Origin of the sequence: Rhizobium sp. NLR16a, assembly GCF_017948245.1 — a bacterium.
Taxonomy (GTDB): Bacteria; Pseudomonadota; Alphaproteobacteria; order Rhizobiales; family Rhizobiaceae; genus Rhizobium.
Window position 1 is genome coordinate 2,256,778 of record NZ_CP072865.1, and the last position, 25,111, is coordinate 2,281,888.

At 62.4% G+C, this 25,111-nt stretch carries 19 protein-coding genes, 1 tRNA gene and 1 pseudogene; 15 read left to right on the forward strand and 6 right to left on the reverse strand.

Features of this window, described 5'->3' with window-relative positions:
* Window positions 1-11 precede the first annotated feature (11 nt).
* The 3 genes from J7U39_RS11115 (at window position 12) to J7U39_RS11125 (ending at window position 1,185) form a co-directional block, all read left to right on the forward strand.
* Entirely contained in the window at window positions 12-704 is a 693-nt protein-coding gene (locus J7U39_RS11115) for an AprI/Inh family metalloprotease inhibitor (protein ID WP_210628253.1), read from the forward strand.
* Window positions 705-829: 125 nt separating this feature from the next.
* Window positions 830-988 carry a hypothetical protein gene (locus J7U39_RS11120; protein WP_164517777.1) on the forward strand — a complete coding sequence of 53 codons (159 nt, stop codon included), beginning with the start codon at window positions 830-832 and terminating at the stop codon, window positions 986-988.
* Between the two features lie 59 nt (window positions 989-1,047).
* Window positions 1,048-1,185, forward strand: coding sequence for a hypothetical protein (locus J7U39_RS11125; protein ID WP_210628254.1), 138 nt, complete (start codon window positions 1,048-1,050; stop codon window positions 1,183-1,185).
* Between the two features lie 35 nt (window positions 1,186-1,220).
* Here the strand turns inward: J7U39_RS11125 and J7U39_RS11130 are convergent.
* Window positions 1,221-1,527, reverse strand: a pseudogene (locus J7U39_RS11130) (hypothetical protein).
* Between the two features lie 204 nt (window positions 1,528-1,731).
* Window positions 1,732-1,807, reverse strand: a tRNA-Thr gene (locus tag J7U39_RS11135).
* Between the two features lie 156 nt (window positions 1,808-1,963).
* On the opposite strand from J7U39_RS11135, the gene J7U39_RS11140 reads away from it, so the two are divergent.
* From J7U39_RS11140 to J7U39_RS11150, 3 genes are read left to right on the forward strand one after another with little or no spacing between them, the layout of a single operon-like run.
* The gene (locus J7U39_RS11140; RefSeq protein ID WP_011424966.1) at window positions 1,964-2,737 is read left to right on the forward strand and encodes an NAD kinase; all 774 of its coding nucleotides are present in this window, start codon (window positions 1,964-1,966) and stop codon (window positions 2,735-2,737) included.
* Between the two features lie 4 nt (window positions 2,738-2,741).
* Window positions 2,742-3,245: a hypothetical protein gene (locus J7U39_RS11145; protein ID WP_210628255.1), complete on the forward strand. Its 504-nt coding sequence runs from the start codon at window positions 2,742-2,744 to the stop codon at window positions 3,243-3,245.
* Window positions 3,246-3,276: 31 nt separating this feature from the next.
* Window positions 3,277-4,296 carry a dienelactone hydrolase gene (locus J7U39_RS11150; RefSeq protein WP_210628256.1) on the forward strand — a complete coding sequence of 340 codons (1,020 nt, stop codon included), beginning with the start codon at window positions 3,277-3,279 and terminating at the stop codon, window positions 4,294-4,296.
* 50 nt (window positions 4,297-4,346) lie between these two features.
* Here J7U39_RS11150 and prfB read toward each other — a convergent pair.
* The 3 genes from prfB to J7U39_RS11165 form a co-directional block, all read right to left on the reverse strand.
* Window positions 4,347-5,478, reverse strand: a protein-coding gene (gene prfB / locus J7U39_RS11155; protein WP_210628257.1) for a peptide chain release factor 2 whose coding sequence is annotated in 2 segments (ribosomal slippage) — window positions 4,347-5,408 and window positions 5,410-5,478 — 1,131 coding nt in all. Because the reading frame shifts where the segments join, the coding sequence is not laid out codon by codon here.
* Between the two features lie 102 nt (window positions 5,479-5,580).
* Entirely contained in the window at window positions 5,581-8,040 is a 2,460-nt protein-coding gene (locus J7U39_RS11160; protein ID WP_210628258.1) for a penicillin-binding protein 1A, read from the reverse strand.
* Window positions 8,041-8,401: 361 nt separating this feature from the next.
* A complete protein-coding gene (locus J7U39_RS11165; protein ID WP_210628259.1) occupies window positions 8,402-9,661 on the reverse strand; it encodes an N-acetylmuramoyl-L-alanine amidase in 1,260 nt (419 codons plus the stop codon).
* Between the two features lie 622 nt (window positions 9,662-10,283).
* Between J7U39_RS11165 and J7U39_RS11170 the strand changes: the two genes are divergently transcribed.
* The 3 genes from J7U39_RS11170 to J7U39_RS11180 all read left to right on the forward strand — a co-directional run bounded on the left by J7U39_RS11170 (window position 10,284) and on the right by J7U39_RS11180 (window position 13,889).
* Window positions 10,284-13,151, forward strand: coding sequence for a ribonuclease E/G (locus J7U39_RS11170; protein ID WP_210628260.1), 2,868 nt, complete (start codon window positions 10,284-10,286; stop codon window positions 13,149-13,151).
* Window positions 13,152-13,294: 143 nt separating this feature from the next.
* Complete coding sequence (locus J7U39_RS11175) at window positions 13,295-13,516, forward strand: type II toxin-antitoxin system VapB family antitoxin (RefSeq protein ID WP_210631647.1); 222 nt, start codon at window positions 13,295-13,297, stop codon at window positions 13,514-13,516.
* Window positions 13,500-13,889 (forward strand): PIN domain nuclease, encoded by a 390-nt coding sequence (locus tag J7U39_RS11180; protein ID WP_210628261.1) that lies wholly within the window; start codon window positions 13,500-13,502, stop codon window positions 13,887-13,889. The genes J7U39_RS11175 and J7U39_RS11180 overlap by 17 nt, the downstream gene beginning before the upstream one ends.
* Window positions 13,890-13,901: 12 nt before the next feature.
* Here J7U39_RS11180 and J7U39_RS11185 read toward each other — a convergent pair whose 3' ends face one another.
* Window positions 13,902-15,560 carry an acyl-CoA dehydrogenase family protein gene (locus J7U39_RS11185; protein ID WP_210628262.1) on the reverse strand — a complete coding sequence of 553 codons (1,659 nt, stop codon included), beginning with the start codon at window positions 15,558-15,560 and terminating at the stop codon, window positions 13,902-13,904.
* A gap of 178 nt (window positions 15,561-15,738) precedes the next feature.
* Between J7U39_RS11185 and J7U39_RS11190 the strand changes: the two genes are divergently transcribed.
* The 6 genes from J7U39_RS11190 (at window position 15,739) to rnr (ending at window position 25,044) form a co-directional block, all read left to right on the forward strand.
* Window positions 15,739-16,695 carry an aspartate carbamoyltransferase catalytic subunit gene (locus J7U39_RS11190; RefSeq protein WP_064801874.1) on the forward strand — a complete coding sequence of 319 codons (957 nt, stop codon included), beginning with the start codon at window positions 15,739-15,741 and terminating at the stop codon, window positions 16,693-16,695.
* Window positions 16,692-17,981, forward strand: a complete 1,290-nt coding sequence (locus tag J7U39_RS11195; protein WP_210628263.1) for a dihydroorotase — start codon at window positions 16,692-16,694, stop codon at window positions 17,979-17,981. The genes J7U39_RS11190 and J7U39_RS11195 overlap by 4 nt, the downstream gene beginning before the upstream one ends.
* A 42-nt stretch (window positions 17,982-18,023) precedes the next feature.
* Window positions 18,024-18,644 (forward strand): glycerol-3-phosphate 1-O-acyltransferase PlsY, encoded by a 621-nt coding sequence (gene plsY, locus J7U39_RS11200; protein ID WP_210628264.1) that lies wholly within the window; start codon window positions 18,024-18,026, stop codon window positions 18,642-18,644.
* Window positions 18,644-19,786 (forward strand): DNA-processing protein DprA, encoded by a 1,143-nt coding sequence (gene dprA, locus J7U39_RS11205; protein WP_210628265.1) that lies wholly within the window; start codon window positions 18,644-18,646, stop codon window positions 19,784-19,786. Before plsY ends, dprA begins: the two co-directional genes overlap by 1 nt.
* 229 nt (window positions 19,787-20,015) lie before the next feature.
* Complete coding sequence (topA, locus tag J7U39_RS11210) at window positions 20,016-22,670, forward strand: type I DNA topoisomerase (protein WP_210628266.1); 2,655 nt, start codon at window positions 20,016-20,018, stop codon at window positions 22,668-22,670.
* A 1-nt stretch (window position 22,671) separates the two neighbouring features.
* Entirely contained in the window at window positions 22,672-25,044 is a 2,373-nt protein-coding gene (gene rnr, locus J7U39_RS11215) for a ribonuclease R (protein WP_210628267.1), read from the forward strand.
* Window positions 25,045-25,111 lie beyond the last annotated feature (67 nt).

A 25,111-nucleotide genomic window follows, 5' to 3' on the forward strand; every position in this document is an offset into this window, starting at 1 on the left:
GGGGAAGTGTCATGATCCGTTTCGTCGTCCGGCTTCCGGCTGCGGCAGCTGCCCTCCTTGCCTGTGGCCTGGCCCAGGGGCAGGAGATCGATGCCGATATTCTCAAAGCGCAGGCAGGGACCTATCTCTTTGCCCCGCAAGACGGCCGCGCGGGATGCCGGATGACGCTTGAAACCGGTACGGCGATCGGCGGCCATTCGCTGTCCGGCCAGGAGGCCTGCACTAAGCCGCTGCCGGCGCTTGCCGAGTCCTATGCCTGGAATTTCGACGGCAATGGCGGTCTCATTCTGATCGACGCGACGCGCAAGGTCATCGCCCGTTTCGTCGAGAACGAAGGTTCGCCGATGAAAACGGAAGACGAAACACCGCTCCTGCTGGTTTCAGCACCCGATGGTGTCGATCGCCTGCCGACCTTCAGGAGCCTTGCCGGGACATGGGCGATGCAAAGACCGGGCGGCGACAAGCTCTGCAGCGTGACACTCGACGCCACCGTCGATACGGACGGCCACGCCCCCTTGTCGCTTTCCAAAGACTGCGCCGCCAATGTCGCCAGGCTCAAGCTCGCCGTCTGGAATATCGACGGTTTCGGGCTGACGCTGATGAGCCATGATGGTTCATCGCTCAGCTTCGACATGCGCGCCGACGGTAATTTCGACAAGTCCGGCGAAGAAGGCGGCAAGCCGCTTTCGCTCGTGCGCCACTGATCCCGGCTGAGGGCTCGATCCGGAGAAATCCACTTTTTGCCTTGGAATGACCTTCTGGAGCATTATGATCTGGCGGCGATCGATCCGTAACGACCGGTCACAAGCAAGAAGGAGCGATTCCCATCATGGCCATTCGACCGCTGATTTTCGGTATCCTCTTCATCGCGGCCTTTGTGGGAATCATCCTCAGCATCATCTGGGTGGACACGTCGCATCCCGTCCACCAGCCCGATCCGCTGTCGCCGACGGCGCCCGGCCCCGCGACGCCGGGACCGGTGCAATAGGCGAGAGGAACGCGGACGGCGATTGCGCGTTAATCCCACCGAACGGGGATTGAACGCTTATGCGCATAATGATCGCCATCGTCGCTGTCATGGTCGCCTCCGTGCTCAGCATCGCGATGATGTCACCTTCCGGTGCCGGACAGACCGGTAACGGCGACAGAATCGAGGCAAGAGTCAACGAATCCATCACGCATTGAAACCGGGAATGGCGAGTGGCTGGGACCGACTATCCTCAGCTGCGATAGAATCGCGGCATGTCGCGATCAAATTGGCGCCACTCGCGACGCTCTTCCCAGCGCCACGGCCGCCAAGGGCGGCGTTCATAACGCCATTCAGACCGGCGCCAATCAGTCACGGTCGTCACGCCAATCAAGATCGTCACGCCAGCGGTCGTGTGGCCAGCTGTCATGAATCTGGACGATGTCGCTTTGCACGGATAGCGCCGATCGGTCGACAGGCATGGCGGCGGCGGGCGCAACGGCAGCAAAGGCCGCGCCGAGGGACATGGCTGCGGTCAGGAAAATAGGCGCGAACTTCATGGCTGCTTCCTCATTGACGATGAGGAGATACTGCGCCAACACGACTGAATTGCTGCTGAAGCAGTCCTTAGATAGAGTTCATCAAGGAAAAGCGCCGGAGGGTTATCGGAACCAGTCCGCCTTCGTTCCCAACGGAACTACGACGCGACAGCCTTCGCTTGGCCGCTCTCTTCGGCTCGCCGAGCCGAAGCTCACAGAGCAGGCTGGTGCCCCCGGCAGGGTTCGAACCCGCGACCCCCTGATTACAAATCAGGTGCTCTACCAACTGAGCTACAAGGGCAATAGCTGCCCAACTAACAGATTCTGCGATCCTGTAAAGGAAAATCCGTGCCGGCGCAGACAGTCGGCGTGGATCCAAAACGCCTTGTCGTGCAAAACGGCCTTGTCGCAACTGCCATTTATCCTTTAGCTAGAGCAGCTTCACAAAGGGCATTGTATGGGCCGTTCATTCCAGACGCTTTCCTTTATCGCCTCGCCGACGATGGAGGCGCTCGCAGCGCGCGAAGAGCTGATTCGCATCTATGGCGACGTTCCGCAGGACAAGGCTGATGTCATCGTCGCACTGGGTGGCGATGGCTTCATGCTGCAGACGCTGCACAGCACCATGAACTCGGGCAAGCTGGTCTACGGCATGAACCGCGGCTCGGTCGGCTTTCTGATGAATGACTACAGCACAGAACGACTTCAGGAGCGTATCTGCGTCGCCGTCGAAAACGCTTTCCGCCCCTTGAAGATGACCACGGCCAATGCCGACGGTACCAATTCGACAGCGCTCGCCATCAACGAGGTCTATCTTTTTCGCCAGTCCTATCAGGCAGCCAATCTGAGAGTCGTGGTCGACGGACGCGTGCGTCTGGAGGAACTGATCTGCGACGGGCTGATGGTGGCCACCCCAGCCGGATCAACGGCCTATAATCTTTCCGCCCATGGCCCCATCCTGCCGCTCGAGGCGCCCCTGCTCGCCATGACGCCGGTCAGCGCTTTCAGGCCGCGGCGCTGGAGGGGCGCCCTGCTTCCGAACAAAGTGACTGTCGATATCGACGTGCTCGAGCCGGTGAAGCGGCCGGTGAATGCGGTGGCGGACAATACGGAAGTCAAATCGGTGCTGCATGTCCGCATCGCCCAGTCGGAGCATATGACGGCGCGTATCCTCTCCGATCCCGACCGCTCCTGGTCCGACCGCATTCTCGCCGAGCAGTTCAAGGATTGAGATGATGGCAATGCGCCTGACATTGATGCCCACGATTTTCCTCGTCGGATGCTCGGCCGCGATCGCCGCTCCCACGCAGGACGTCATCCTGCCGGCTTCGGTGATTTTCGCGACCAGCACCGGCTACTGGGAGAACGACGGCAACGCGCCTGATGTCGAGCGGGCGCCCACCACTGCCGAAAGCGTTTCCGACTCCCAGGAAAAGAGCCATGGTTACTATAAGCTCTTTGCCGTGCGTCAGCCGGACAGGACCTCGAAAGTCTATCTTCAACAGATTGCCCAGACCGAGACCGGTCCTGCGATTGCCTCAACCATTGAGCTGCAGGAGATCAGCGACCTGAAGCCTTACGTGACCGATATCCGCCCCGAAAACTCGAGCGGCATCATCAAGCAACCCGGCCTCTTTGCCACGATCTATCTGAAGACCGATCCCGCGGCCGAGCCGGACGGCTGGACCGTGCTGATCGACGAACTCGGCGACATCACCATCGAGAAAGCAACCAATTGAGCAGCGAGACGCTGTTTTCCAGGCGACAAGGATGAAGCTCGGCTTTCGCGAGGGCGTCCTCTACGACGACCGGAGACCGGACTGGGACGCAGCCGGCCCAAGGCCCGTCCGCTGGTCGCTATGGTATCCGGCTGCCGATGACGCGCGGGAATGCGAGACTCAGGAGAGAAGCTGGTTTCGGAAGGCGGCGGTCGCTCGCGACGCACCAATTCGGCCTTCAGACCGGCCCTATCCCCTCGTCCTGCTGTCACACGGCACCGGCGGTTCTGCGGCCGGACTGGAATGGCTGGCGCGACGCCTGGTCGATCGCGGATTTGCAGCGCTCGGCGTCGATCATCACGGCAATACGGGCAGTGAGCCTTATCGCGCGGAAGGGTTTGCCTGTCTCTGGGAGCGGGCTCCGGATCTGAGCTTGATGCTCGACCGCTGTCGCGACTGGCTTGGCGATCTTGCCGGTCGGATCGATGCAGACCGTGTATTCGCGGCCGGATTCTCCGCCGGGGCCTATAGCGTCATGCTGCTTCTCGGCGCCGTCACCCAATTCTCGCAGTTCGAACCGTCACGGCTGAAGCCAGGTGGTCCGCACGGCCCGAAGGAATATCCCGACCTCGCCGATCATATCCCCTCACTGCTCCGCACCAGCGATGTTTTTCGCAAATCATGGTCCCGCATGTCGCGATCCTATCGCGACGACAGGATCGCAGCGGCGGTCCTCTGCGCACCGGGTCGCTCCGTTCTCAGCTTCGGCGCGGAAAGCCTGAAAACTGTCGTGGCGCCTACTCTTATCCTTGTCGGCGATGCCGACAAGGCGGCACCGGCCGAGGAATGTTCTTCATGGCTGCATGAGCGGCTGACCGGAAGCGCGCTGAAGATCTTCGGCGGCGGCCTCGGGCATTATGTCTTTGTGCCGGAGGGCACCGGGCTCGGCCTTGCCTTTGCCGCCGAGCTCTTCACCGATCCGCCGGGCATCGAACGGGGGGCCGTTCATGACGAGATTGCCGCTCTATCGGCAGCGCTGTTCCACGACGGCGACACCGGAGCGATAGGCTGAACAAAAAAGCCCTGTTTCCAGGGCTTTCCGATTTCTATAGTGCTGAATTATCAGTCGACATCCTCGACGACCGCGTCGGCGGCGCCGCTGATGCGATGGGCAAGGGCCGCTTCCATGAATTCGTTCAGATCGCCGTCGAGCACGTCGTCCGGAGCGGTGCTGGCGACGCCGGTGCGCAGGTCCTTGACCAACTGGTAGGGTTGCAGCACGTAGGAGCGGATCTGGTGACCCCAGCCGATATCCGTCTTGGAAGCGGCTTCGGCGTTGGCGGCCTCCTCGCGCTTCTTCAACTCTGCTTCGTACATCCGGGCACGCAGCATTTCCCAAGCCTTGGCGCGGTTCTTGTGCTGCGAACGCTCCTGCTGGCAGGCCACCACGATCCCGGTCGGGATATGGGTGATGCGCACGGCCGAATCCGTCGTGTTGACGTGCTGGCCGCCGGCGCCCGACGAACGATAGGTGTCGATGCGGCAATCGCTTTCGTTGATGTCGATGTTGATCGAGTCGTCGACGACCGGATAGACCCAGATCGACGAGAAGGACGTGTGGCGGCGCGCATTGCTGTCGTAGGGGGAAATGCGCACCAGACGATGCACGCCCGATTCCGTTTTCAGCCAGCCATAGGCGTTGTGGCCCTTGACGAGCAAGGTGGCGGACTTGATGCCGGCCTCTTCGCCATCATGGACTTCGAGAAGCTCGACCTTGAAGCGCTGGCGTTCCGCCCAACGGGTGTACATGCGCAAAAGCATGTTCGCCCAGTCTTGGCTTTCGGTGCCGCCGGCGCCGGAATGGACTTCCAGATAGGTGTCGTTGCTGTCGGCCTCGCCGGACAGCATCGCCTCCACCTGGCGGCGCGCAGCCTCGGCCTTCAGCGCCTTCAAGGCATCCTCGGCCTCTTTGACGACGCCTTCGTCGCCTTCTTCCTCGCCCAGTTCGACCAGCTCGACATTGTCTTTCAGCTGCTGTTCCAGCTGCCGGACGCCGTTAACGCCGTCATCGAGCTGCTGGCGCTCGCGCATCAGCTTCTGCGCTTCCTGCGCATCGTTCCAGAGGTTCGGATCCTCTGCCTTGTTGTTCAACCAGTCCAGTCGTCTTATCGCCTGGTCCCAGTCAAAGATGCCTCCTCAGCAGGGTGATAGCCTGCTTGGTTTCATCGACCACGTTTTCGATTTCCGCTCGCATTTTCCTGCTTCTCTGTAACGGTCTTCTTCAAGTGCTGGTGACATAGAGACGCCCGCCGCGGATGTAAAGAGCCGGGGCGGGCTTCTAAAATCGGGTGAGGGCTCAGAAGAGTCCTGGCGTGCCGGTCTGAACGGCCTGGTTGGCCTGCGGCGAGGTTTTCAGGATCTCCTCCGGCGCCATGGTGCTGTCCATGCCGATGACGGAGAAGCTGTCGGCAGGTCCGGTGCCGGGCTTGAAGGCCTCGACGATCGTGTTCGGATCGCCGTCGGCGGCGGCCATGCCGGTCTTGCGGTCGATCGGGATCAGGTTCATGCCCTGCGGAATGACGAACTTCGATTCCGGCATGTCCTTGACGGCGGCCTGCATGAATTCGTTGAAAATCGGGGCGGAGAGACCGCCACCGGTGCCGCCGCGGCCGAGCGGGGCCGGCGTATCGAAGCCCATATAGAGGCCGGCGACCAGATCCGGGGTGAAGCCGACGAACCAGGCATCCTTCTCGTCGTTGGTGGTGCCGGTCTTGCCGGCGACGTCGCGACCGCTGAGATCGATCTTGCCAGCGGCAGTGCCGCGCTGGATGACGCCCTGCATCATCGAGGTGATCTGGTAGGCGGTCATGGGGTCGAGAACGGTTTCGCGGTTGTCGACGACGTTGGGCTCTTCCTGGTTCTGCCAGTCGCCGGCATTGCAGCCCTCGCAGAGGCGCTCCTCATGCTTGAAGATCGTCTTGCCGTAGCGGTCCTGGATACGGTCGATCAGCGTCGGCTTGATCTGCTTGCCACCATTGGCAATGACCGAATAGGCCGAGACCATGCGCAGCACTGTCGTGTCGCCGGCGCCGAGCGACATCGAGAGAACCGGCAGCATGTGATCGTAGATACCGAAGCGTTCGGCATATTCGGCAACGATATTCATGCCGAGATCGTTGGCGAGGCGGACCGTCATCAAGTTGCGCGAATGCTCGATGCCCGAGCGCAGCGTCGACGGGCCGCCGACTTCGCCGCCGTAGTTTTCCGGCTTCCAGACCTGGCCACCCGAGACGATCTCGATCGGCGCGTCCATGATGACGGAGGCCGGGGTATAGCCATTGTCCATCGCAGCTGCGTAGACGAAGGGCTTGAAGGACGAGCCCGGCTGGCGCATCGCCTGGGTGGCGCGGTTGAATTCGGACTGAGCATAGGAGAAACCGCCGACCATGGCGAGCACGCGGCCGGTCTTCGGATCCATGGCGACAAGGCCGCCCTGTACCTTGGGGGGCTGGCGCAGACGGTAGGAGGTCGACGCGTCGTCACCGAGCTTCTCGACATAAACGACATCGCCCGGGCTCAAGACACCGGCCGGCGATTTCGCCGTCTTGCGGGAGCCATCCGCCGAACGGTAGGCCCATTGCATGTTCTTGGCGTCGATGGTGCCGCGCAGACGGTCCGCCGCAACCTTGCCGCTCCCCTCCTTGGCCGGTTGCAGGCCGATGTCGACGTTGTCGTCGGAGACGGAGAGCACGACGGCCAGGCGCCATTCCGGAACGTCGGACAGCGCGGGAATATCGGCAAGCGCCTTGCCCCAGTCGCCGCTTGCGTCGATCTGCTTGACGGCCCCATGGAAACCGCGGCGCTCGTCATAGGTCACGAGGCCATCCTGCAGCGCCTTGCGCGCGGCGAGCTGCATCTGCGGATCGAGCGATGTGCGCACGGAAAGGCCGCCCTCGTAGAGAACTTTCTCGCCATATTGGTCAATCAACTGGCGGCGCACGGCCTCGGCGAAGTAATCGGACGCGAAGAGCGATGGTCCGTTGCTGCGGGCGGTGACGCCGAGCGGCTGCTTCTTGGCTTCCGCGCCGTCGCTCTGGCTGACATAGCCGTTCTCGACCATGCGATCGATAACCCAGTTGCGACGCTCGAGCGCCGCCTCAGGATGGCGGAAAGGATGATAATTGGCCGGACCTTTCGGCAGCGATGCCAGATAGGCGGCCTCGGCGACAGTCAGCTCCGTAACCGACTTGTTGAAATAGGTCAGCGCCGCGCCGGCGATGCCATAGGAATTCATCCCGAAGAAAATCTCGTTCAGGTAGAGTTCGAGAATCTTGTCCTTGCTGTAGGCCTGCTCGATACGGAAGGAGAGGATTGCTTCCTTGATCTTGCGGTCGATCGTCTGGTCCGAGCTCAATAGGAAGTTCTTGGCCACCTGCTGGGTGATCGTGGAAGCGCCGACAGGACGGCGACCCGAACCGAAATTCTGCAGGTTGACGAGGATTGCGCGGCCGAGACCAGTGAGGTCGACCCCCGGATGGTTGTAGAAATTCTTGTCCTCGGCCGACAGGAAAGCGGCCTTGACGCGGTCGGGAATGGCCTGGATCGGCAGGAAGAGACGTTTTTCCTTGGCGTATTCGGCCATGAGAGCGCCGTTGCCGGCATGGACGCGGGTCGTCACCGGCGGCGCGTAACTGTTCAGAACGGCATAGTCCGGAAGATCCCTCGCGACATTGGCGAGATAGATGGCAATGCCCGCCGCCGCGACCAGAAACAGGACGCAGGCCATTCCGAAGAAATATCCAAGAAGTCTAAGCATATTTTCAGCTACCGGTCTCTTCGATCTACAATCGGCGCGGACGCAACGATTGCACAGATCGAGACAATTTGCACGTTGCGCGCGGCTTACTCCATGAGCGCTACCGCCACAAGACGATTCCGCGCCTCAAGCTAGGAAACATAAGCCGGAGTAACGGCGCGAATGTGAGCAAAATAGGGCTCTGCCCGCCGCAATCGCTGCCTCGGCAGCGTTTCATCGGGACTGTCACATCGAAGCAACGCCCTTCCCGGGCGACAAACCGAACCGCGCCGCTCAGAACGTGATTGATCGGATGCGTCCAAGTCACTGTGTTCATGGAGCTCGCCTGAGCGAACCCATTAAAATATCCGGGCGGCGTTCTTCAGCCGCCATTCGCCACGACGCCGGTGCGGTATCGCTTCACCGCCTCGGTCAGAAGATCGGCGATCCTGGTGCGCCAGGTTTCGTCGAGCAGCAGTTTTTCGTCTTCGGCATTCGACAGGAACCCGAGCTCGAGCAGGATCGACGGCACGTCGGGCGCCTGCAGCACGCGGAAGCCGGCGTGGCGATGCGGATTGTTGATGGTGCCGATCTGGTCCTTGAAGGAATTCAGCACGCTCTCGGCCAGCGAAATCGAGAAGGCCTGCGTCTCGCGCCGCGTCAGATCGAGCAGGATGTCGGCGACCTCGGGCGGCTCGGCGACGGTCTCCTTGCCGGCGATCTGGTCGGAAAGGTTTTCGCGCTCGGCAAGGTCGGCTGCGAGCTTGTCAGAGGCCTTGTCCGAGATCGTATAGACCGTCGCGCCGCGGATATCCTTCTGTTTCAGCGTATCGGCATGCAGTGAAATGAACAGGCCGGCATGGTTCTGGCGGGCGATCAGCACGCGCTGGGAAAGCGACAGGAACTCGTCGTCACCGCGCGTCAGGAACGCCTTGATGCCCGGCTCCTTGTTCAGCCGGTCGGCCAGGGCCTTGGCGAAGGCAAGCGTCACTTGCTTCTCTTCGGTCTTCGTGTCGACGCCGATCGCGCCGGTATCGATGCCGCCGTGGCCGGCGTCGACGGCAATGACAAAATCGCCGGGGGCGGTTTTTTCTGGCGCCGGAATGGCGCTCGTCGTCTGGGCCGCGTCGGTCCGATCGTCCCAGGATTGTGTCTTGACCAATTCGGCAAAGGCCTGTTTGTCGATCATCTCGGCATCGAGCACCAGGCGATGGCCCCTGCCCGCCTCGTCGGCTTGCACCTTGGCGAGCGAGAGCTTCACCGGCCTTGCCGTTGTCAGCACGATGCGGGCGCTCTCATCATCCATCTTGCCGTAGCGGATATCCTTGAAGAGGCCGCGGGCGGCCAAATCCTTCGCCGGAAATCCAAAGGCGGTGGCTGACAGATCGACGACGATCCGCTCCGGATTGGCGAGATAATGGACGGAGAAACGCGGTTCGCGGTCGAAATCGATGACGATACGCGTCCTGGCATCATCGCCGATGATGCGCGCCCCATAAGCGAGCAGCGGATCCTTCGTCTCGGCCGAACCCGCGAGGCCGGGCAGGAGGCAACCTGCAATGAGCACCGCCGTCTGAATCCGCCTAGCCAATGTCGATCGCCGCGTTGCGAACTGCGCCACGATCCGAGCCCTCTTAAACAATAAACCGCCACACCTTATTTATACCGCGATGGACCTGATATGGCCGGAACGGACGCCCGAGAGCGAAACGCCTTGCCGCCTGCCGAATCGCGGTCACCTGCCCCCGGTTTCTATGCGATTCGAAATCCATCAATATTATGGCACATTTGGCTTTTCCCTTGCTATTGTGACAGAGAAAACATACAACGCATTTTAGGGTAGAAGTGTTGACGGGATAGAGTCGCCGCAAGGGCTGCCAGCCAGATCTGGACCTGGCGCCACATCGGTCATCGTCCGCCGTCTCATGCGCTTCAACCCGAGAACTGGATCCTGATTTTCCGGCATCTGTCGGAACTTCATTGGTGGATCAGCCACCACGCTCTCAGGGAGCAACCTCATCGGACCCGAACCGGGTCTTCGTATTTGTCGATCACGCTTGGTTGTTGATGGTTTCGCAGCAGGTTTTATCTGAAGTGCACAGGCCCCGGACCGAAACGGTTCCGGCTGCGGTCTGGCTGCTGCTCTCCCCTTCGCGTCAAGCGCGACTTTCATTATCCGGCGCGGCCACTGTGGACCGCATTCTTTCTGTTTCAACAGCAGTCGGGAATGCGCTCTCGCGGCCACGCCGAGGAGCACAGCTTACATGGCAGACAAAATGCTTATCGATGCGTCTCACGAGGAAGAGACGCGCGTCGTTGTCGTTCGCGGGAACCGCATAGAAGAATTTGACTTCGAGTCGCAGCACAAGAAGCAGATCCGCGGCAATATCTATCTTGCAAAGGTAACGAGGGTCGAGCCCTCGCTGCAGGCCGCTTTCGTCGATTACGGCGGTAACCGGCACGGCTTCCTGGCCTTCGCCGAAATCCATCCCGATTACTACCAGATCCCCCTCGCCGACCGTCAGGCGCTGCTTCGGGCCGAGGCCGAGGAGCACCGTCGCGACGAAGACGTCGAGCACGTCGAAACCGCGCCGATGGTCGATCTTTCGACCCAGGATCAGCCGGATGTCGGCATCGTGCCGACAGAGGCACCGGCTGCCGTAACGGAAGAGGCCGCGGCGGAAGAGATTGCCGTAACGGCAGAGGTGGCAGGATCACCTGAAGCCGCCGAGGAAGCGCCGGCCAAGAAGGCAAGGCCGCGCCGGAGCCGCAAGAAGGTTGCCGAAACGACGGCGACGGAAGACGCCGTTCCGACAGACGTCGAAGCGGAAGGCGCTTCGGGTGTCGACAACGACGATGACGCCCCTGCCGGCGGCACGATGGCCGCGATGGTGGAAACCGACACGATTTCCGAGGACATCGACACCAGCAAGCGTCGCCACGATGACGACGACGACGACGATGATCACGGCGAAGAGGAAGTCATCGAATCCGTTGGCGCCGAAGACGCAATGGAAGAGGTGCCGGACCGCGTGCAGCGCAAGCCGCGCAAGCAGTACCGCATCCAGGAAGTCATCAAGCGCCGCCAGATCCTGCTGGTTCAGGTCGCCAAGGAAGAGCGCGGCAACAAGGGTGCCGCTCTCACCACCTATCTCTCGCTTGCAGGCCGCTATTCGGTTCTGATGCCGAACACAGCGCGCGGCGGCGGCATTTCCCGCAAGATCACCAATCCGCAGGACCGCAAGCGCCTGAAGGAAATCGCCCGCATGCTCGAAGTGCCGCAAGGCATGGGCGTTATCCTGCGCACCGCCGGCGCCAACCGCACCAAGGTCGAGGTCAAGCGTGATTTCGAATATCTGATGCGCCTGTGGGAAAACGTCCGCACGCTGACGCTGGCGTCGACCGCTCCCTGCCTCGTCTATGAAGAAGGCTCGCTGATCAAGCGCTCGATCCGCGACCTCTACAACAAGGATATCGGCGAGATCATCGTTGCCGGTGAGGAAGGCTATCGTGAAGCGAAAGACTTCATGAAGATGCTGATGCCGAGCCATGCCAAGGTGGTTCAGCCCTACCGCGACATCCACCCGATCTTCTCGCGCTCCGGCATCGAGGCCCAGCTCGACCGCATGCTGCAGCCGCAGGTAACGCTGCGTTCCGGCGGCTACCTGATCATGAACCAGACGGAAGCGCTGGTTTCGATCGACGTCAACTCCGGCCGCTCGACGCGCGAACACTCGATCGAGGACACTGCGCTGCAGACGAACCTCGAAGCCGCGGAAGAAATCGCCCGCCAGCTTCGCCTGCGCGACCTCGCCGGCCTGATCGTCATCGACTTCATCGACATGGAAGAAAAGCGCAACAACCGCGCCGTCGAGAAGAAGCTGAAGGAATGCCTGAAGAATGACCGCGCCCGCATCCAGGTCGGCCGGATCTCGCATTTCGGCCTGCTCGAAATGTCGCGCCAGCGCATCCGCGCTTCAGTTCTCGAATCGACGACCCAGGTCTGCTCGCATTGCGGCGGCACCGGCCACGTCCGTTCACAGTCCTCCGTCGCCCTGCATGTGCTGCGTGGCATCGAGGAATATCTGCTCAAGAACACGACGCACAACATCACCGTGCGCACGACGCCTGACATCGCGCTCTACCTGCTCAACCACAAGCGCCAGACGATCGTCGATTACGAAGCGCGTTTTGGCGTAGCGATCATCATCGATGCCGATGGTTCGGTCGGCGCGCAGCACTTTGCGATCGACCGCGGCGAGCCCGTCGAAAACCCGGTCAAGATCGAAAGCCTCTTCAACTTCGCAGCCATCCCCGAGGATGAGGACGACGACATCGTTATCGAGGCTGATGAGGAAGAAGACGAAGATCTCGAGGAAAAGGCTGCCGCGACCGAACGTCCCGCTGCGGCGCGTTCGGAAGGCGAAGCTGAAGGCAACCGTAAGCGCAAGCGTCGCCGCCGCCGTCGTGGCCGCAACGGCAATGCCGAGCAGCCGGTAGCCGCTGCAGGCGAAGCCGGCGACGAAGAGGAAGATGCCGACGACGAGGGCGCTGAGGGCGACGAAACCGCCACCGCTGCACCCGAGAGCCGCGCCGAAAACGAGGAATCGCAGCGCCGCAAGCGCCGGCGCCGCGGCAAGCGCGGCGGTCGCCGCAACCGGGAGGACGGGTCCGAGCTGACGGCGAATGAAGCCGGCGAAGACAGTGGCAGCGAGGATGAAGACGACGGCACTTCGGATGACGTCGCTCCCGGTGAAGCCGCAATTGTCGAGACGGTTGCCGAACAGGCCAGGGAGAGCCAAGCTGTAACGGCTGCCGTCGAGGACGTGGGTGTCGTCGCCGAAGAGGTAAAGCCTGCCCGTGGCCGCGGCCGCCGGAAGCCCGCCGCAGCGCCGGTCGAAGAACCGGTAGCGGAATCGGCACCAGCCGTAGAAGCAGAGCCGGAGGTGGTCGAAGCCTCGGCCGATCTCGCAACGCCCGCGCAGGAGGAAGCAAAGCCGGTTCGCGCCAACCGCGAATCCAATATTTCTTCCTCAGAGCCGACGGTGAAATCCACCCGCAGCGAAACAACCGAAAGCGATGACAGCAAGCCGAAGAAAGCCGGCTGGTGGCAACGCCGTGGCTTCTTTTGAACGCTGATTTTCGGACGTAAATGACGATAATCCGGCCGTGGCGACGCGGCCGGATTTTTGTTTATGGCGGCAGCATCAGCATTGATCTTGAACCCGTGGGGCTGATGTGTATCTTTTACGAAGGTTATACACATGAGGAAAAAATGCGGACGAATATAGATATCGATGATGCCTTGCTCGCCGCAGCGATGACCGCCACGGGGTTGGCGACGAAAAAAGCTACTATCGAACAGGCCCTCAGAAGCCTCGTCGACAGGCACCGCAGAAAAAATGCGATCGCAAATCTCTCGGGAATCGGCTGGGAGGGTGATCTGGAAGGGATGCGCCGCGATCGACCGGACGAAACCAGTGATCGTCGTCGATAGTTCGGTCTGGATTGCGCATCTACGCGGGATGGAAAACGCCGCCAGACGACGTCTGCAGAATATCGAAGATCCGCTGGAGATTCTTGTTGGCGATCTTATTCTTATGGAGGTCCTCCAAGGCGCGCGCAATGACCGCCATGCAACCACCATCGAAGCGAATTTGCGCCAATTCACGATCCGTCCGATGCTTGACGACAGCCTCGCCGTCAGGGCAGCCCGTAATTATCGCCTGCTGCGGGAACGCGGTATCACAGTGCGCAAGATCATCGACGTAATCATTGGCACATTCTGCATTCAAGAAGGCCACTCGCTCTTGCACGATGATAGTGATTTCGATCCCATGGCCGAGCATCTCGGTCTCAGGATCGCCTGATCGCCCTTGCGATCAGGCCGCCGGCGGGTAGAGCAGATCGACGATGTAGCTGGCGTCGAAACGGGAATCGAGCATGCCGTAAGTGGAGCGCCAGCCGCCGGCAAGGCGTGTCTCGATGAAGGCATCGGCGATGCGCCCTGCTCCAAGCCGATAGAGTTCCGCCGCGCCGGCGGCAAGTGCCAGTTGCTCGACGAGCAGGCGCGCCGCGCCCTCGTCCTGTTCGCAAAGCGCGATTGCGGCGCGTAACACGTCGATCGTTTTCTTGCCGGCGGGGCCGAGATCGCGCGCGAGGCCCGCAAAAACTGTCTCGAACAGATCCTTGCCACGGTTGAGCACGCGCAGCACATCCAGCGCCATCACGTTGCCGGAGCCTTCCCAGATGGCGTTGACGGGGGCCTCGCGGTAATGGCGGGCGATCGGGCGCTCCTCGATGTAACCGTTGCCGCCGATGCATTCCATCGCCTCATAGATCAGCGAGGGCGCGATCTTGCAGCACCAGTATTTGGCGACAGGCGTCATGACGCGGGCATAGGCCGCTTCTTCGGCATTGCCGCGCGCCTTGTCGAAAGCATCGGCCAAGCGGAAGGACAGCGCGGTAGCGGCAGCGACGTCGAGCGCCATGTCGGCGAGCACGCGCGTCATGATCGGCTGGTTGACGAGCATCCTGCCGAAGACGCTGCGGCCGCGCGTATGATGCACGGCCTCGGCAAGCGAGGCGCGCATGATGCCTGATGAGGCCAGCGCGCAATCAAGCCGCGTCAGCGTCACCATGTCGAGGATGGTGCGGATGCCGGCATCCGGGCCGCCGAGCAGGAAACCGAAGGTATCGGTGAACTCAACCTCGGAAGAGGCGTTCGAGCGGTTGCCGACCTTGTCCTTCAGTCGCTGGAACTGCAGTCCGTTGGCGGACCCGTCCTCCAGCAGGCGCGGCACCAGGAAGCAGCCCATGCCCTCCTTCGTCTGCGCCAGCATGATGAAGGCATCGCTCATTGGAGCCGACATGAACCATTTGTGGCCGGAGAGCCGATAGATGCCTTCGCTGACCTTTTCAGCCGCACTCCGGTTGGCCCTGACATCGGTGCCGCCCTGCTTTTCGGTCATGCCCATGCCGATGGTCACCGCGGATTTCTGCATGGCGGGCCGGTTGGACGAATCATATTTGCGCGACAGGATCTTCGGCGCCCAGTCCTTCTGCACCGCAGGGGACGCCGACAGCGCAGCCACCGAAGCGCTCGTCATCGTCAGCGGGCAGAGATGGCCGGATTCCAGCTGTGCCGTCAGGTAAAATCGCGCGGCGCGGACCTTGTGGCCCGCGTCCTTCGCCTCGATATCGGCCTGCGGATCCCAGACAGAGGAATGCAGGCCGACCGACATGGAGCGGCGCATCAGCGCGTGCCAGGCGGGATGAAACTCGACGACGTCGAGACGCTCGCCGCGCGGACCATGGGTGCGCAGCTGTGGCGCGCCCTGGTTTGCCATGCGCGCGAGCTCCTGCGCCTCCGGCGAGGTGACGTAGCGACCGATATTTTCCAGGTCTTCACGGATGCCGCGCGGCAAGGCCGCCGTCAGATCGACGATCAGCGGATCGGATCGATAGGCATTGATGCCGGACCACAGGCTCGGCTGGTTGAGTTCTGCGAGTTTGTCGTCAGTCCGGTTTGCGGAGGTCATTGTTCGCTTCTAGTGCAAGAACCCGGCAAGGAAAACCGGAAGTTATGATTCGCTTTATTCTGCTCTATCGGAATTCAAGCGAAAATGCATGGGGACATAAGCCTTTGCCCACAGCGCGTGCTTGCCCCAGCGGGCGGCACTCATTATAGACCCGCAAGAGACAGCAAGAGGCAGGGTCATGGTCTTTTTCCCCCACCGCCACCTCATCGGCATCAAGGGCCTCACCGAGCAGGATATCACCTATCTTCTCGACAAGGCCGACGAAGCCGTCAAGATCAGCCGCCAGAGAGAAAAGAAGACGTCGACGCTGCGCGGACTGACGCAGATCAACCTCTTCTTCGAGGCATCGACCCGCACACAGGCCTCCTTCGAGCTTGCCGGCAAGCGGCTCGGCGCCGACGTGATGAACATGTCGGTCGGTAATTCCTCGGTGAAGAAAGGCGAGACGCTGATCGATACGGCGATGACGCTGAATGCGATGCGCCCCGACGTGCTGGTGATCCGCCATTCAAGCGCCGGGGCGGCTGCACTTCTTGCCCAGAAAGTCTCCTGCTCGGTCGTCAATGCCGGCGACGGGCAGCACGAACACCCGACCCAGGCGCTGCTCGACGCGCTGACGATCCGCCGCGCCAAAGGCAAGCTTTCGCGCATCATCGTGGCGATCTGCGGCGACGTGCTGCACTCGCGCGTGGCGCGCTCCAATATCCTGCTGCTTAACGCGATGGGCGCACGCGTGCGCGTCGTCGCGCCCGCCACCCTCCTGCCCGCCGGCATCGCCGAGATGGGCGTCGAGGTGTTCCACTCGATGAAGGAAGGATTGAAGGACGCCGACGTCGTGATGATGCTGCGGCTGCAGCGCGAACGCATGTCCGGCGCCTTTGTGCCGTCGGTGCGCGAGTATTATCACTTCTACGGACTCGACGCCGAAACGCTGAAAGCAGCGAAGGATGATGCGCTGGTCATGCACCCCGGGCCGATGAACCGCGGCGTCGAGATCGCCTCCGAGGTGGCCGATGGTCCGCAGAGCGTGATCGCCGAACAAGTGGAAATGGGGGTCGCCGTGCGCATGGCCGTCATGGAGACGCTGCTCGTCTCGCAGAACCAAGGTCCCCGAACCGACGGAATGATGGCATGAGCAGCTCGATCGTCCTCAAGAATGTCCGCATCGTCGATCCCTCGCGCAGTCTCGACGAGATCGGAACGATCATCGCTAAAAACGGCGTGATTATTGCCGCCGGCAGCGAGGCGCAGAACCAGGGTGCGCCGGAAGGCGCCGCCGTGCGCGACTGCACCGGCCTCGTGGCAACGCCAGGCCTCGTCGATGCGCGCGTCCATATCGGCGAGCCCGGCGGCGAGCACCGCGAGACGATCGCCTCGGCGAGCCGGGCGGCGGCAGCCGGCGGCATCACCTCGATCATCATGATGCCGGACACCGATCCCGTCATCGACGACATCGCACTCGTCGAATTCGTCAAGAAGACGGCGCGGGACACGGCGGCCGTCAACGTCTATCCGGCAGCCGCCCTCACCAAGGGTCTTGCCGGCGAGGAGATGACGGAAATCGGCCTGTTGATGCAGGCGGGCGCGGTCGCCTTCACCGATGCCCATTCCAGCGTCCATAACACACAGGTGCTGCGCCGGATCATGACCTATGCTCGCGAATTCGGCGCCGTCATCTCCTGCGAGACCCGCGACAAATATCTCGGCGCCAATGGCGTCATGCACGAGGGACTTTTCGCCAGCTGGCTGGGGCTCTCCGGCATTCCGAAGGAAGCCGAGCTGATCCCCCTCGAACGCGATCTCAGGGTGGCAGAGCTGACGCGCGGCCGTTATCACGCTGCGATGATCTCCGTCCCCGAATCGGTCGAGGCCATCGAACGCGCCCGCAGCCGTGGCGCCAAGGTGACCTCGGGCATCTCGATCAACAATCTGGCGCTCAACGAGAACGACATCGGCGAATACCGCACCTTCTTCAAGCTCTATCCGCCACTGCGCCCGGAGGACGACCGAGTCGCCATGGCCGAGGCGCTTGCCAACGGTGCGATCGACATCATCGTCTCCTCGCACGACCCGCAGGACGTCGACACGAAGCGCCTGCCGTTCGCAGAGGCAGCCGATGGCGCGGTCGGACTGGAAACGATGCTGGCGGCGGCTCTCAGGCTTCATCATGGCGGCCAGGTCAGCCTGATGCGGCTGATCGACGCCATGTCCACACGCCCAGCTCAGATTTTCGGTCTCAATGCCGGCACGCTGAAGCCGGGTGCGCCAGCCGATATCACGCTCATCGATCTCGATGAGCCTTGGCTTGTCACCAAAGACATGCTTCTCTCCCGCTCGAAGAATACACCGTTCGAGGACGCGCGCTTCAGCGGGCGGGCAGTCGCGACATACGTCTCGGGAAAGCCTGTTCACGCACTTTGAGAGACGGCTGGAACGGTAAGCTACGGAGGGCTGAGGGGGCACATGTTATCCAATCTCATGTCATGGCAGATCACGCTGCCGATCGCACTTGCGGCGGCCGTTATCGGCTATCTCTTCGGCTCAATCCCTTTCGGCCTGATCCTCACCCGGGCCGCCGGCCTGGGCGATGTGCGCAGCATCGGCTCCGGCAATATCGGCGCGACCAATGTGCTGAGAACCGGAAACCGCAAGCTCGCCGCCGCGACGCTGCTGCTCGATGCACTGAAGGCGTCGACGGCAGCCTGGGTTGTCGGATATTTCCTCGGTGAGGAGGCCGCGATCATCGCCGGCTTCTTCGCCTTCATCGGCCATCTCTTCCCCGTCTGGATCGGCTTCAAGGGCGGCAAGGGTGTCGCCACCTATATCGGCACGCTTGTCGGCGTCGCGCCGATCATGGTGGTGCTCTTCGCCGCCGTCTGGCTCGCGGTCGCCGTCACCACCCGCTATTCCTCGCTGTCGGCCCTCGTCGCCATGCTCGTCATCCCAATCGCACTGTGGATCCTCGGCAATGAAAAGGTCGCGGCCGTCATGGCGATCATGACGCTCATCTCCTACTGGAAGCACAAGGCAAATATTTCACGCCTGATGGGCGGAACGGAAAGCAAGATCGGGGCGAAAGGATAATGGACGCGCCGAGCGCGGAATCAACAGGTACGGTGCTAAGCGAAAGGCAGAGGATTGCCTGGCTGCGCCTGATCCGTTCCGACAATGTCGGCCCTGCAACCTTCCGCGATCTTATCGATCATTTCGGTTCGGCTGAGGCCGCACTCGCGGCGCTGCCGGAGCTTTCAGCGCGCGGCGGCGCGACACGGGCCATCCGCATTGCCAGCGAAGCCGAGGCGCACCGGGAACTGGAGGCGGCGCATCGTTTCGGCGCCCGCTTTATCGGCATTGGCGAGCCGGACTATCCGCAGGCGCTGAAACAGATCGACGGCGCGCCGCCGCTTCTTGCGGTCAAGGGCGCACTCGCTGCCGCCAAACGACCGGCCGTCGGCATCGTCGGCTCCCGTAACGCGTCGGCCGCAGGCACCAAATTCGCGGCGATGGTGGCGCGCGACTGCGGTCGGGCGGGTTATACGGTGATCTCCGGCCTGGCGCGCGGCATCGACACGGCAGCGCATCGGGCAAGCCTCGGCACGGGCACGATCGCCGCCCTTGCCGGCGGTCTCGACAAGCCCTACCCGCCGGAGAATCTCGGCCTCATCGAAGAGATAACCGGCGGCAACGGCCTGGCGGTGAGCGAGATGCCCTTCGGCTGGGAGCCGCGCGCCCGCGATTTCCCGCGCCGGAACCGGCTGATTGCCGGCATCGCACTTGGCGTGGTGATCATCGAGGCGGCGATGCGCTCGGGCTCGCTGATCACGGCGCGCCTCGCCGGCGAGTTCGGCCGCCTGGTGTTTGCCGTGCCCGGCTCGCCGCTCGATCCGCGCTGTCACGGCACCAACGGCCTGCTCAAGGACGGCGCTTCGATCGTTACCGAACCTGCCGATATCATCGAAGCCCTGGCGCCGCTTGCGCAACTTGACCTCTTCCCTTTGTCGATGGCGGAAGAGCCGGCACGCGAGAGCCGGGCAATGACGATGCCACCCGGCGATTCGGACCGGATGCGCATCATCGGCGCGCTCGGGCCGACGCCGGTCGAGATCGACGACGTCATCCGCCACACCGGCCTTCCGGCATCCGCGGTCTATCTCATCCTTCTGGAACTCGATATATCAGGCAGGCTGCATCGGCATCAGGGCGGTCTCGTCTCGCTTTCCGATTGATGCTTGCGGGGAACGGGGAAACTGCGTGTTGAAAAACCGCACTGACGCAATTTAAAATTGTTTTCTGCTGCAAATCTTGGTTCGCTTGCACCGTACGCAAGAAGTAAAATTGTAGCAAACCCCTTGACCGCAGCGATTTCCCTGTCCATGTCGGAGGGCCGGTATCCAAGTTACGGTGCGTGTTGCGCTGGCCCCCAAGCTGGCGTGGTTTCTTTTTTAGAGAATCATCATGAATGTTGTAGTGGTGGAATCGCCTGCCAAGGCCAAGACGATCAATAAGTATCTGGGTTCGGGATACAAAGTGCTCGCCTCCTTCGGCCATGTGCGCGATCTGCCTGCCAAGGATGGCTCCGTTCTTCCCGATCAGGATTTCGAAATGCTCTGGGAGGTCGACGGGGCTTCGGCCAAGCGGATGAAGGACATCGCCGACGCGGTGAAATCCTCCGATGGGCTGTTTCTCGCGACCGACCCTGATCGCGAAGGCGAAGCGATTTCCTGGCACGTCCTCGACATGCTGAACAAGAAGCGGGTGCTGAACGGCAAGTCCGTCAAGCGCGTCGTCTTCAACGCGATCACCAAGAAGGCCGTCCTCGATGCGATGGCCGATCCGCGCGATATCGACGTGCCGCTGGTCGACGCCTATCTCGCGCGCCGCGCGCTCGACTATCTCGTCGGTTTCAATCTTTCGCCGGTGCTGTGGCGCAAGTTGCCCGGCGCGCGTTCGGCCGGCCGGGTCCAATCGGTCGCGCTTCGTCTGGTCTGCGACCGCGAGTCCGAGATCGAGCGCTTCATTTCGGAAGAATACTGGAACATCTCGGCGCTGCTGAAGACGCCGCGCGGCGACGAGTTCGAGGCAAGGCTGGTTTCGGCGCACGGCAAGCGGCTGCAGCCGCGGGCGATCGGCAACGGCGAGGATGCGGGCCGCCTGAAAGCATTGCTCGAAGGCGCCAGCTATATCGTCGACACGGTCGAGGCAAAACCGGTCAGGCGCAACCCGGGACCGCCGTTCACCACCTCGACGCTGCAGCAGGCCGCCTCCTCCAATCTCGGCTTCTCCGCCTCGCGCACGATGCAGATCGCCCAGAAGCTCTATGAGGGCGTCGATATCGGCGGCGAGACAGTCGGTCTTATCACCTATATGCGAACCGACGGCGTGCAGATGGCGCCCGAAGCGATCGACGCAGCGCGACGTGCCATCCTCGACCAGTTCGGTGAACGCTACCTGCCTGAGAAGGCGCGCTTCTACTCGACCAAGGCGAAGAACGCCCAGGAGGCGCACGAGGCGATCCGCCCGACCGATTTCTACCGCTCGCCCGAACGCGTGCGCAAATTCCTCGACGCCGATCAGATCCGGCTCTACGAGCTGATCTGGAAGCGTGGCATCGCCAGCCAGATGGCGTCGGCCGAGATCGAGCGCACGACGGCCGAAATCACCGCCGAGAACAAGGGCGAGAAGGCCGGCCTGCGCGCCGTCGGTTCGGTCATCCGCTTCGACGGCTTCATCGCCGCCTATACCGACCAGAAGGAGGACGGCGAGCAGAGCGATGACGGCGACGAGGATGGTCGCCTGCCGGAGATCAATGCACGCGAGGCGCTGGCCAAGCAGAAGATCAATTCGACCCAGCATTTCACCGAGCCGCCGCCGCGCTATTCGGAAGCATCGCTGATCAAGAAGATGGAAGAGCTCGGCATCGGCCGTCCCTCGACCTATGCCGCCACGCTGGCGACCCTGCGCGACCGCGACTATGTGACGATCGACAAGCGTAAACTGATCCCGCAGGCCAAGGGCCGGCTGGTGACGGCTTTCCTCGAAAGCTTCTTCACCAAATATGTCGAATATGATTTCACCGCCGACCTCGAGGAAAAGCTCGACCGGATTTCCGCCGGCGAATTGAACTGGAAGCAGGTGCTGCGCGATTTCTGGAAGGATTTCTTCGCGCAGATCGAAGACACGAAGGAATTGCGCGTCACCAACGTGCTTGATTCGCTGAACGAGGCGCTGGCGCCGCTCGTCTTTCCGAAACGCGAGGATGGCGGCGACCCCAGGATTTGCCAGGTCTGCGGCACCGGCAACCTGTCGCTGAAGCTCGGCAGATATGGTGCCTTCGTCGGCTGCTCGAACTATCCGGAATGCAACTACACCCGCCAGCTTTCCTCCGAAAACGGTGGAGAAGCGGAAGGGGTCGCGCTCAACGAACCGAAGAATCTCGGCACCGATCCGACCACCGGCGAGGAACTGACGCTGCGTTCCGGCCGCTTCGGCCCTTACATCCAGCGCGGCGACGGCAAGGAGGCCAAACGCGCTTCGCTGCCGAAAGGATGGAAGCCTGAGGATATCGACTATGAAAAGGCGATGGCGCTGATCTCGCTGCCGCGCGATATCGGCAAACATCCTGAAACGGGCAAGATGATCTCGTCGGGCATTGGCCGCTACGGGCCGTTTCTCCTGCATGACGGTTCCTATGCCAATCTGGAAACCGTCGAGGACGTCTTCTCCGTCGGCCTCAATCGCGCCGTGACGCTGATTGCCGAAAAAGCCAACAAGGCGCCGGGCCGGGGTGCGCGCGGTACGCCGGCGGCACTGAAGACCCTCGGCGATCATCCCGATGGCGGCGCCATCACCGTTCGCGACGGCAAATACGGCCCCTATGTCAACTGGGGCAAGGTAAACGCCACCCTGCCGAAGGGCAAGGATCCGCAGGCGATTACCATCGAGGAGGCGCTTGCGCTGATCACCGAAAAGGCCGGCAAGGCCCCGGCCGGCAAGACGGCCAGGGCGAAAGCCAAGCCGAAGGCGGCCGCCGCCGAAGCCAAGGCAACCAAGACGGCCGCCAAGCCGAAGGCAACGAAGGCGAAGGCGCCCGCGAAATCGAAAAAGAGCTGACGTGAGCAAGACACCGCGCGACAGAACGAACCCCGCGGGCAAGCGCCCGGGCAAGGTCGGCCGCGCCGGCAGGGATACTTCCGCCGTCGAACCGCTGAACATCGTCCACGGCACGCTGCCCTCGCGGGAAGTGATCCTGCGTTTCATCGCCGATCATCCGCAGAAGGCTTCCAAGCGTGAACTTGCCAAGGCGTTCGGGCTGAAAGGTGACAGCCGCGTCGAGCTCAAGCACATGCTGCAGGAGCTCGAGCAGGAAGGCATGCTGCAAAAGAGCCGCAAGTCGCTCATTCGTCCCGGCGCTCTTCCGCCCGTCACCGTTCTCGATATCACGACGCGCGATAAGGACGGCGACCTGATCGGCCGGCCGGCGGAATGGCCGGAGGAGCAGGGTGTGGCGCCTGCCGTCGCCATCCGTCAGCAGTCGCCGGCAGGCCGCCAGGGTAAGGGCAAGGCGCCCGTCGCCGGGCTCGGCGACCGAATCCTGGCGAAGATCTTCCCGGCCGTCGATCGCGGCGGGCCGGCTTATACAGCGCGTATCATCAAGGTGATCGACAGGCGCCGCGGTGCGGCGATGGGCGTTTTCCGCAGCGCGCCGGGCGGCGGCGGCCGCCTGTTGCCAATCGAACGGCGCGGCGAAGAGATGGTGATCGACCCCGACTATACCGGCGGCGCCAAGGATGGCGACCTGGTCGAGATCGAAGTCGCGCGCCTCGGACGCTTCGGCCTGCCGCGCGCCAAGGTCCTCTCCGTCGTCGGCTCGGTCGGCTCGGAAAAGGCGATCTCGATGATCGCGATCCATGCGCACGGCATCCCGCACGTCTTTCCGCCGGCCGTGATCGCCGAGGCAGAAGCCGCCAAGCCGGTGACCATGTCGCATCGGGAGGACTGGCGCGACGTGCCGCTGATCACCATCGATCCGGCAGACGCCAAGGACCATGACGACGCTGTTTACGCCGAGATCGACCCCTCCCCCGACAATCCCGGCGGCGTCATCGTCACCGTCGCGATCGCCGATGTCTCCTGGTATGTCCGCCCTAATTCGCCGCTCGACCGCGAAGCGCTGAAGCGCGGCAACTCCGTTTATTTCCCCGATCGCGTCGTGCCGATGCTGCCGGAGCGCATCTCCAATGATCTCTGCTCGCTGAAGGAAGGCGTCGACCGCCCGGCGCTCGCCGTGCGCATGAGCTTCTCGGGCGAAGGCCGCAAGATCGGCCATACCTTTCATCGCATCATGATGAAGAGTGCCGCCAAGCTCTCCTATCAGCAGGCGCAGGCGGCGATCGACGGAAGACCGGATGATCAGACCGGACCGATGCTCGAGCCGATCCTGAAACCGCTCTGGCACGCTTATGGAGTAATGAAGCGCGGACGCGACCGGCGCCAGCCGCTGGAACTCGACATGCCGGAGCGCAAGATCCTGCTGAAACCGGACGGCACGGTCGACCGGGTCTTCGTGCCGCCGCGGCTCGATGCGCACAAGCTGATCGAAGAGATGATGATCCAGGCGAACGTCTGCGCCGCCGAGACGCTCGAGAAGAAGCGTCAGCCGCTGGTCTACCGCATTCATGACGGCCCGACGCTTGCCAAGCAGGAAGTTTTGCGCGAGTTCCTGGCGACACTCGGCATCTCGCTCGCCAAGGGCGGCAATATGCGGGCCAACAGCTTCAACGGCATCCTGGCCAAGGCGGACGGCACGGCACACCAGACCATGGTCAATGAGATGGTATTGCGCTCGCAGAGTCAGGCGATCTACAGCCCCGAGAATATCGGCCATTTCGGTCTCAACCTGATGAAGTACGCCCACTTCACCTCGCCGATCCGCCGCTACGCCGATCTCATCGTGCATCGGGCGCTGGTCGGTTCGCTCGGCTTCGGCGAAGGCGGCATCACCCCCGACGAAGAAGCCTCGCTCGACGATATCGCCGCCGAAATCTCGACCTTCGAGCGCCGGGCGATGGCAGCCGAGCGCGAGACCATCGACCGGCTGATCGCCCATCATTTGAGCACCCGCGTCGGCGAGGAGTTTGCCGGCCGCGTCTCCGGAGTTACGAAATCCGGGCTCTTTATCACCTTGCCGGACTATGGCGCCGATGGTTTCGTCCCTATATCTACGCTGGGCACCGATTATTTCATCTATGACGAGGCGCATCAGGCACTGTCGGGGGAAAAGACGGGCCTCGGCTATCGTCTTGGCGACAGCGTCACCGTGAAGCTTGCGGAAGCAATCCCGCTGGCCGGCGCGCTGCGGTTCGAGATGCTGAGCGAAGGACGCGAGATGCCGACGGCGGCGCGTTCCTTCCATAAGGCCGGCCGCCGCGACAGGGGCCAGGTCCGCAAGAAACCGGGAACGCGTCCCCCGCGCGGACGCCGCTAAGCCACGGTGCCGAAAGCAGCAATGGTCCTATTGCGGCGCTTCATGCTTTTTGCCTGAACGAGGAAGA

Coding starts and splice junctions, on each gene's coding strand:
- J7U39_RS11175 (WP_210631647.1), top strand. CDS start 13,295: ATGCGGACGAATATAGATATCGATGATGCCTTGCTCGCCGCAGCGATG.
- J7U39_RS11195 (WP_210628263.1), top strand. CDS start 16,692: ATGAGCAGCTCGATCGTCCTCAAGAATGTCCGCATCGTCGATCCCTCG.
- J7U39_RS11115 (WP_210628253.1), top strand. CDS start 12: ATGATCCGTTTCGTCGTCCGGCTTCCGGCTGCGGCAGCTGCCCTCCTT.
- J7U39_RS11125 (WP_210628254.1), top strand. CDS start 1,048: ATGCGCATAATGATCGCCATCGTCGCTGTCATGGTCGCCTCCGTGCTC.
- J7U39_RS11170 (WP_210628260.1), top strand. CDS start 10,284: ATGGCAGACAAAATGCTTATCGATGCGTCTCACGAGGAAGAGACGCGC.
- dprA (WP_210628265.1), top strand. CDS start 18,644: ATGGACGCGCCGAGCGCGGAATCAACAGGTACGGTGCTAAGCGAAAGG.
- topA (WP_210628266.1), top strand. CDS start 20,016: ATGAATGTTGTAGTGGTGGAATCGCCTGCCAAGGCCAAGACGATCAAT.
- J7U39_RS11145 (WP_210628255.1), top strand. CDS start 2,742: ATGGCAATGCGCCTGACATTGATGCCCACGATTTTCCTCGTCGGATGC.
- plsY (WP_210628264.1), top strand. CDS start 18,024: ATGTTATCCAATCTCATGTCATGGCAGATCACGCTGCCGATCGCACTT.
- J7U39_RS11190 (WP_064801874.1), top strand. CDS start 15,739: ATGGTCTTTTTCCCCCACCGCCACCTCATCGGCATCAAGGGCCTCACC.
- J7U39_RS11160 (WP_210628258.1), bottom strand. CDS start 8,040: ATGCTTAGACTTCTTGGATATTTCTTCGGAATGGCCTGCGTCCTGTTT.
- J7U39_RS11120 (WP_164517777.1), top strand. CDS start 830: ATGGCCATTCGACCGCTGATTTTCGGTATCCTCTTCATCGCGGCCTTT.
- J7U39_RS11150 (WP_210628256.1), top strand. CDS start 3,277: ATGAAGCTCGGCTTTCGCGAGGGCGTCCTCTACGACGACCGGAGACCG.
- J7U39_RS11185 (WP_210628262.1), bottom strand. CDS start 15,560: ATGACCTCCGCAAACCGGACTGACGACAAACTCGCAGAACTCAACCAG.
- J7U39_RS11140 (WP_011424966.1), top strand. CDS start 1,964: ATGGGCCGTTCATTCCAGACGCTTTCCTTTATCGCCTCGCCGACGATG.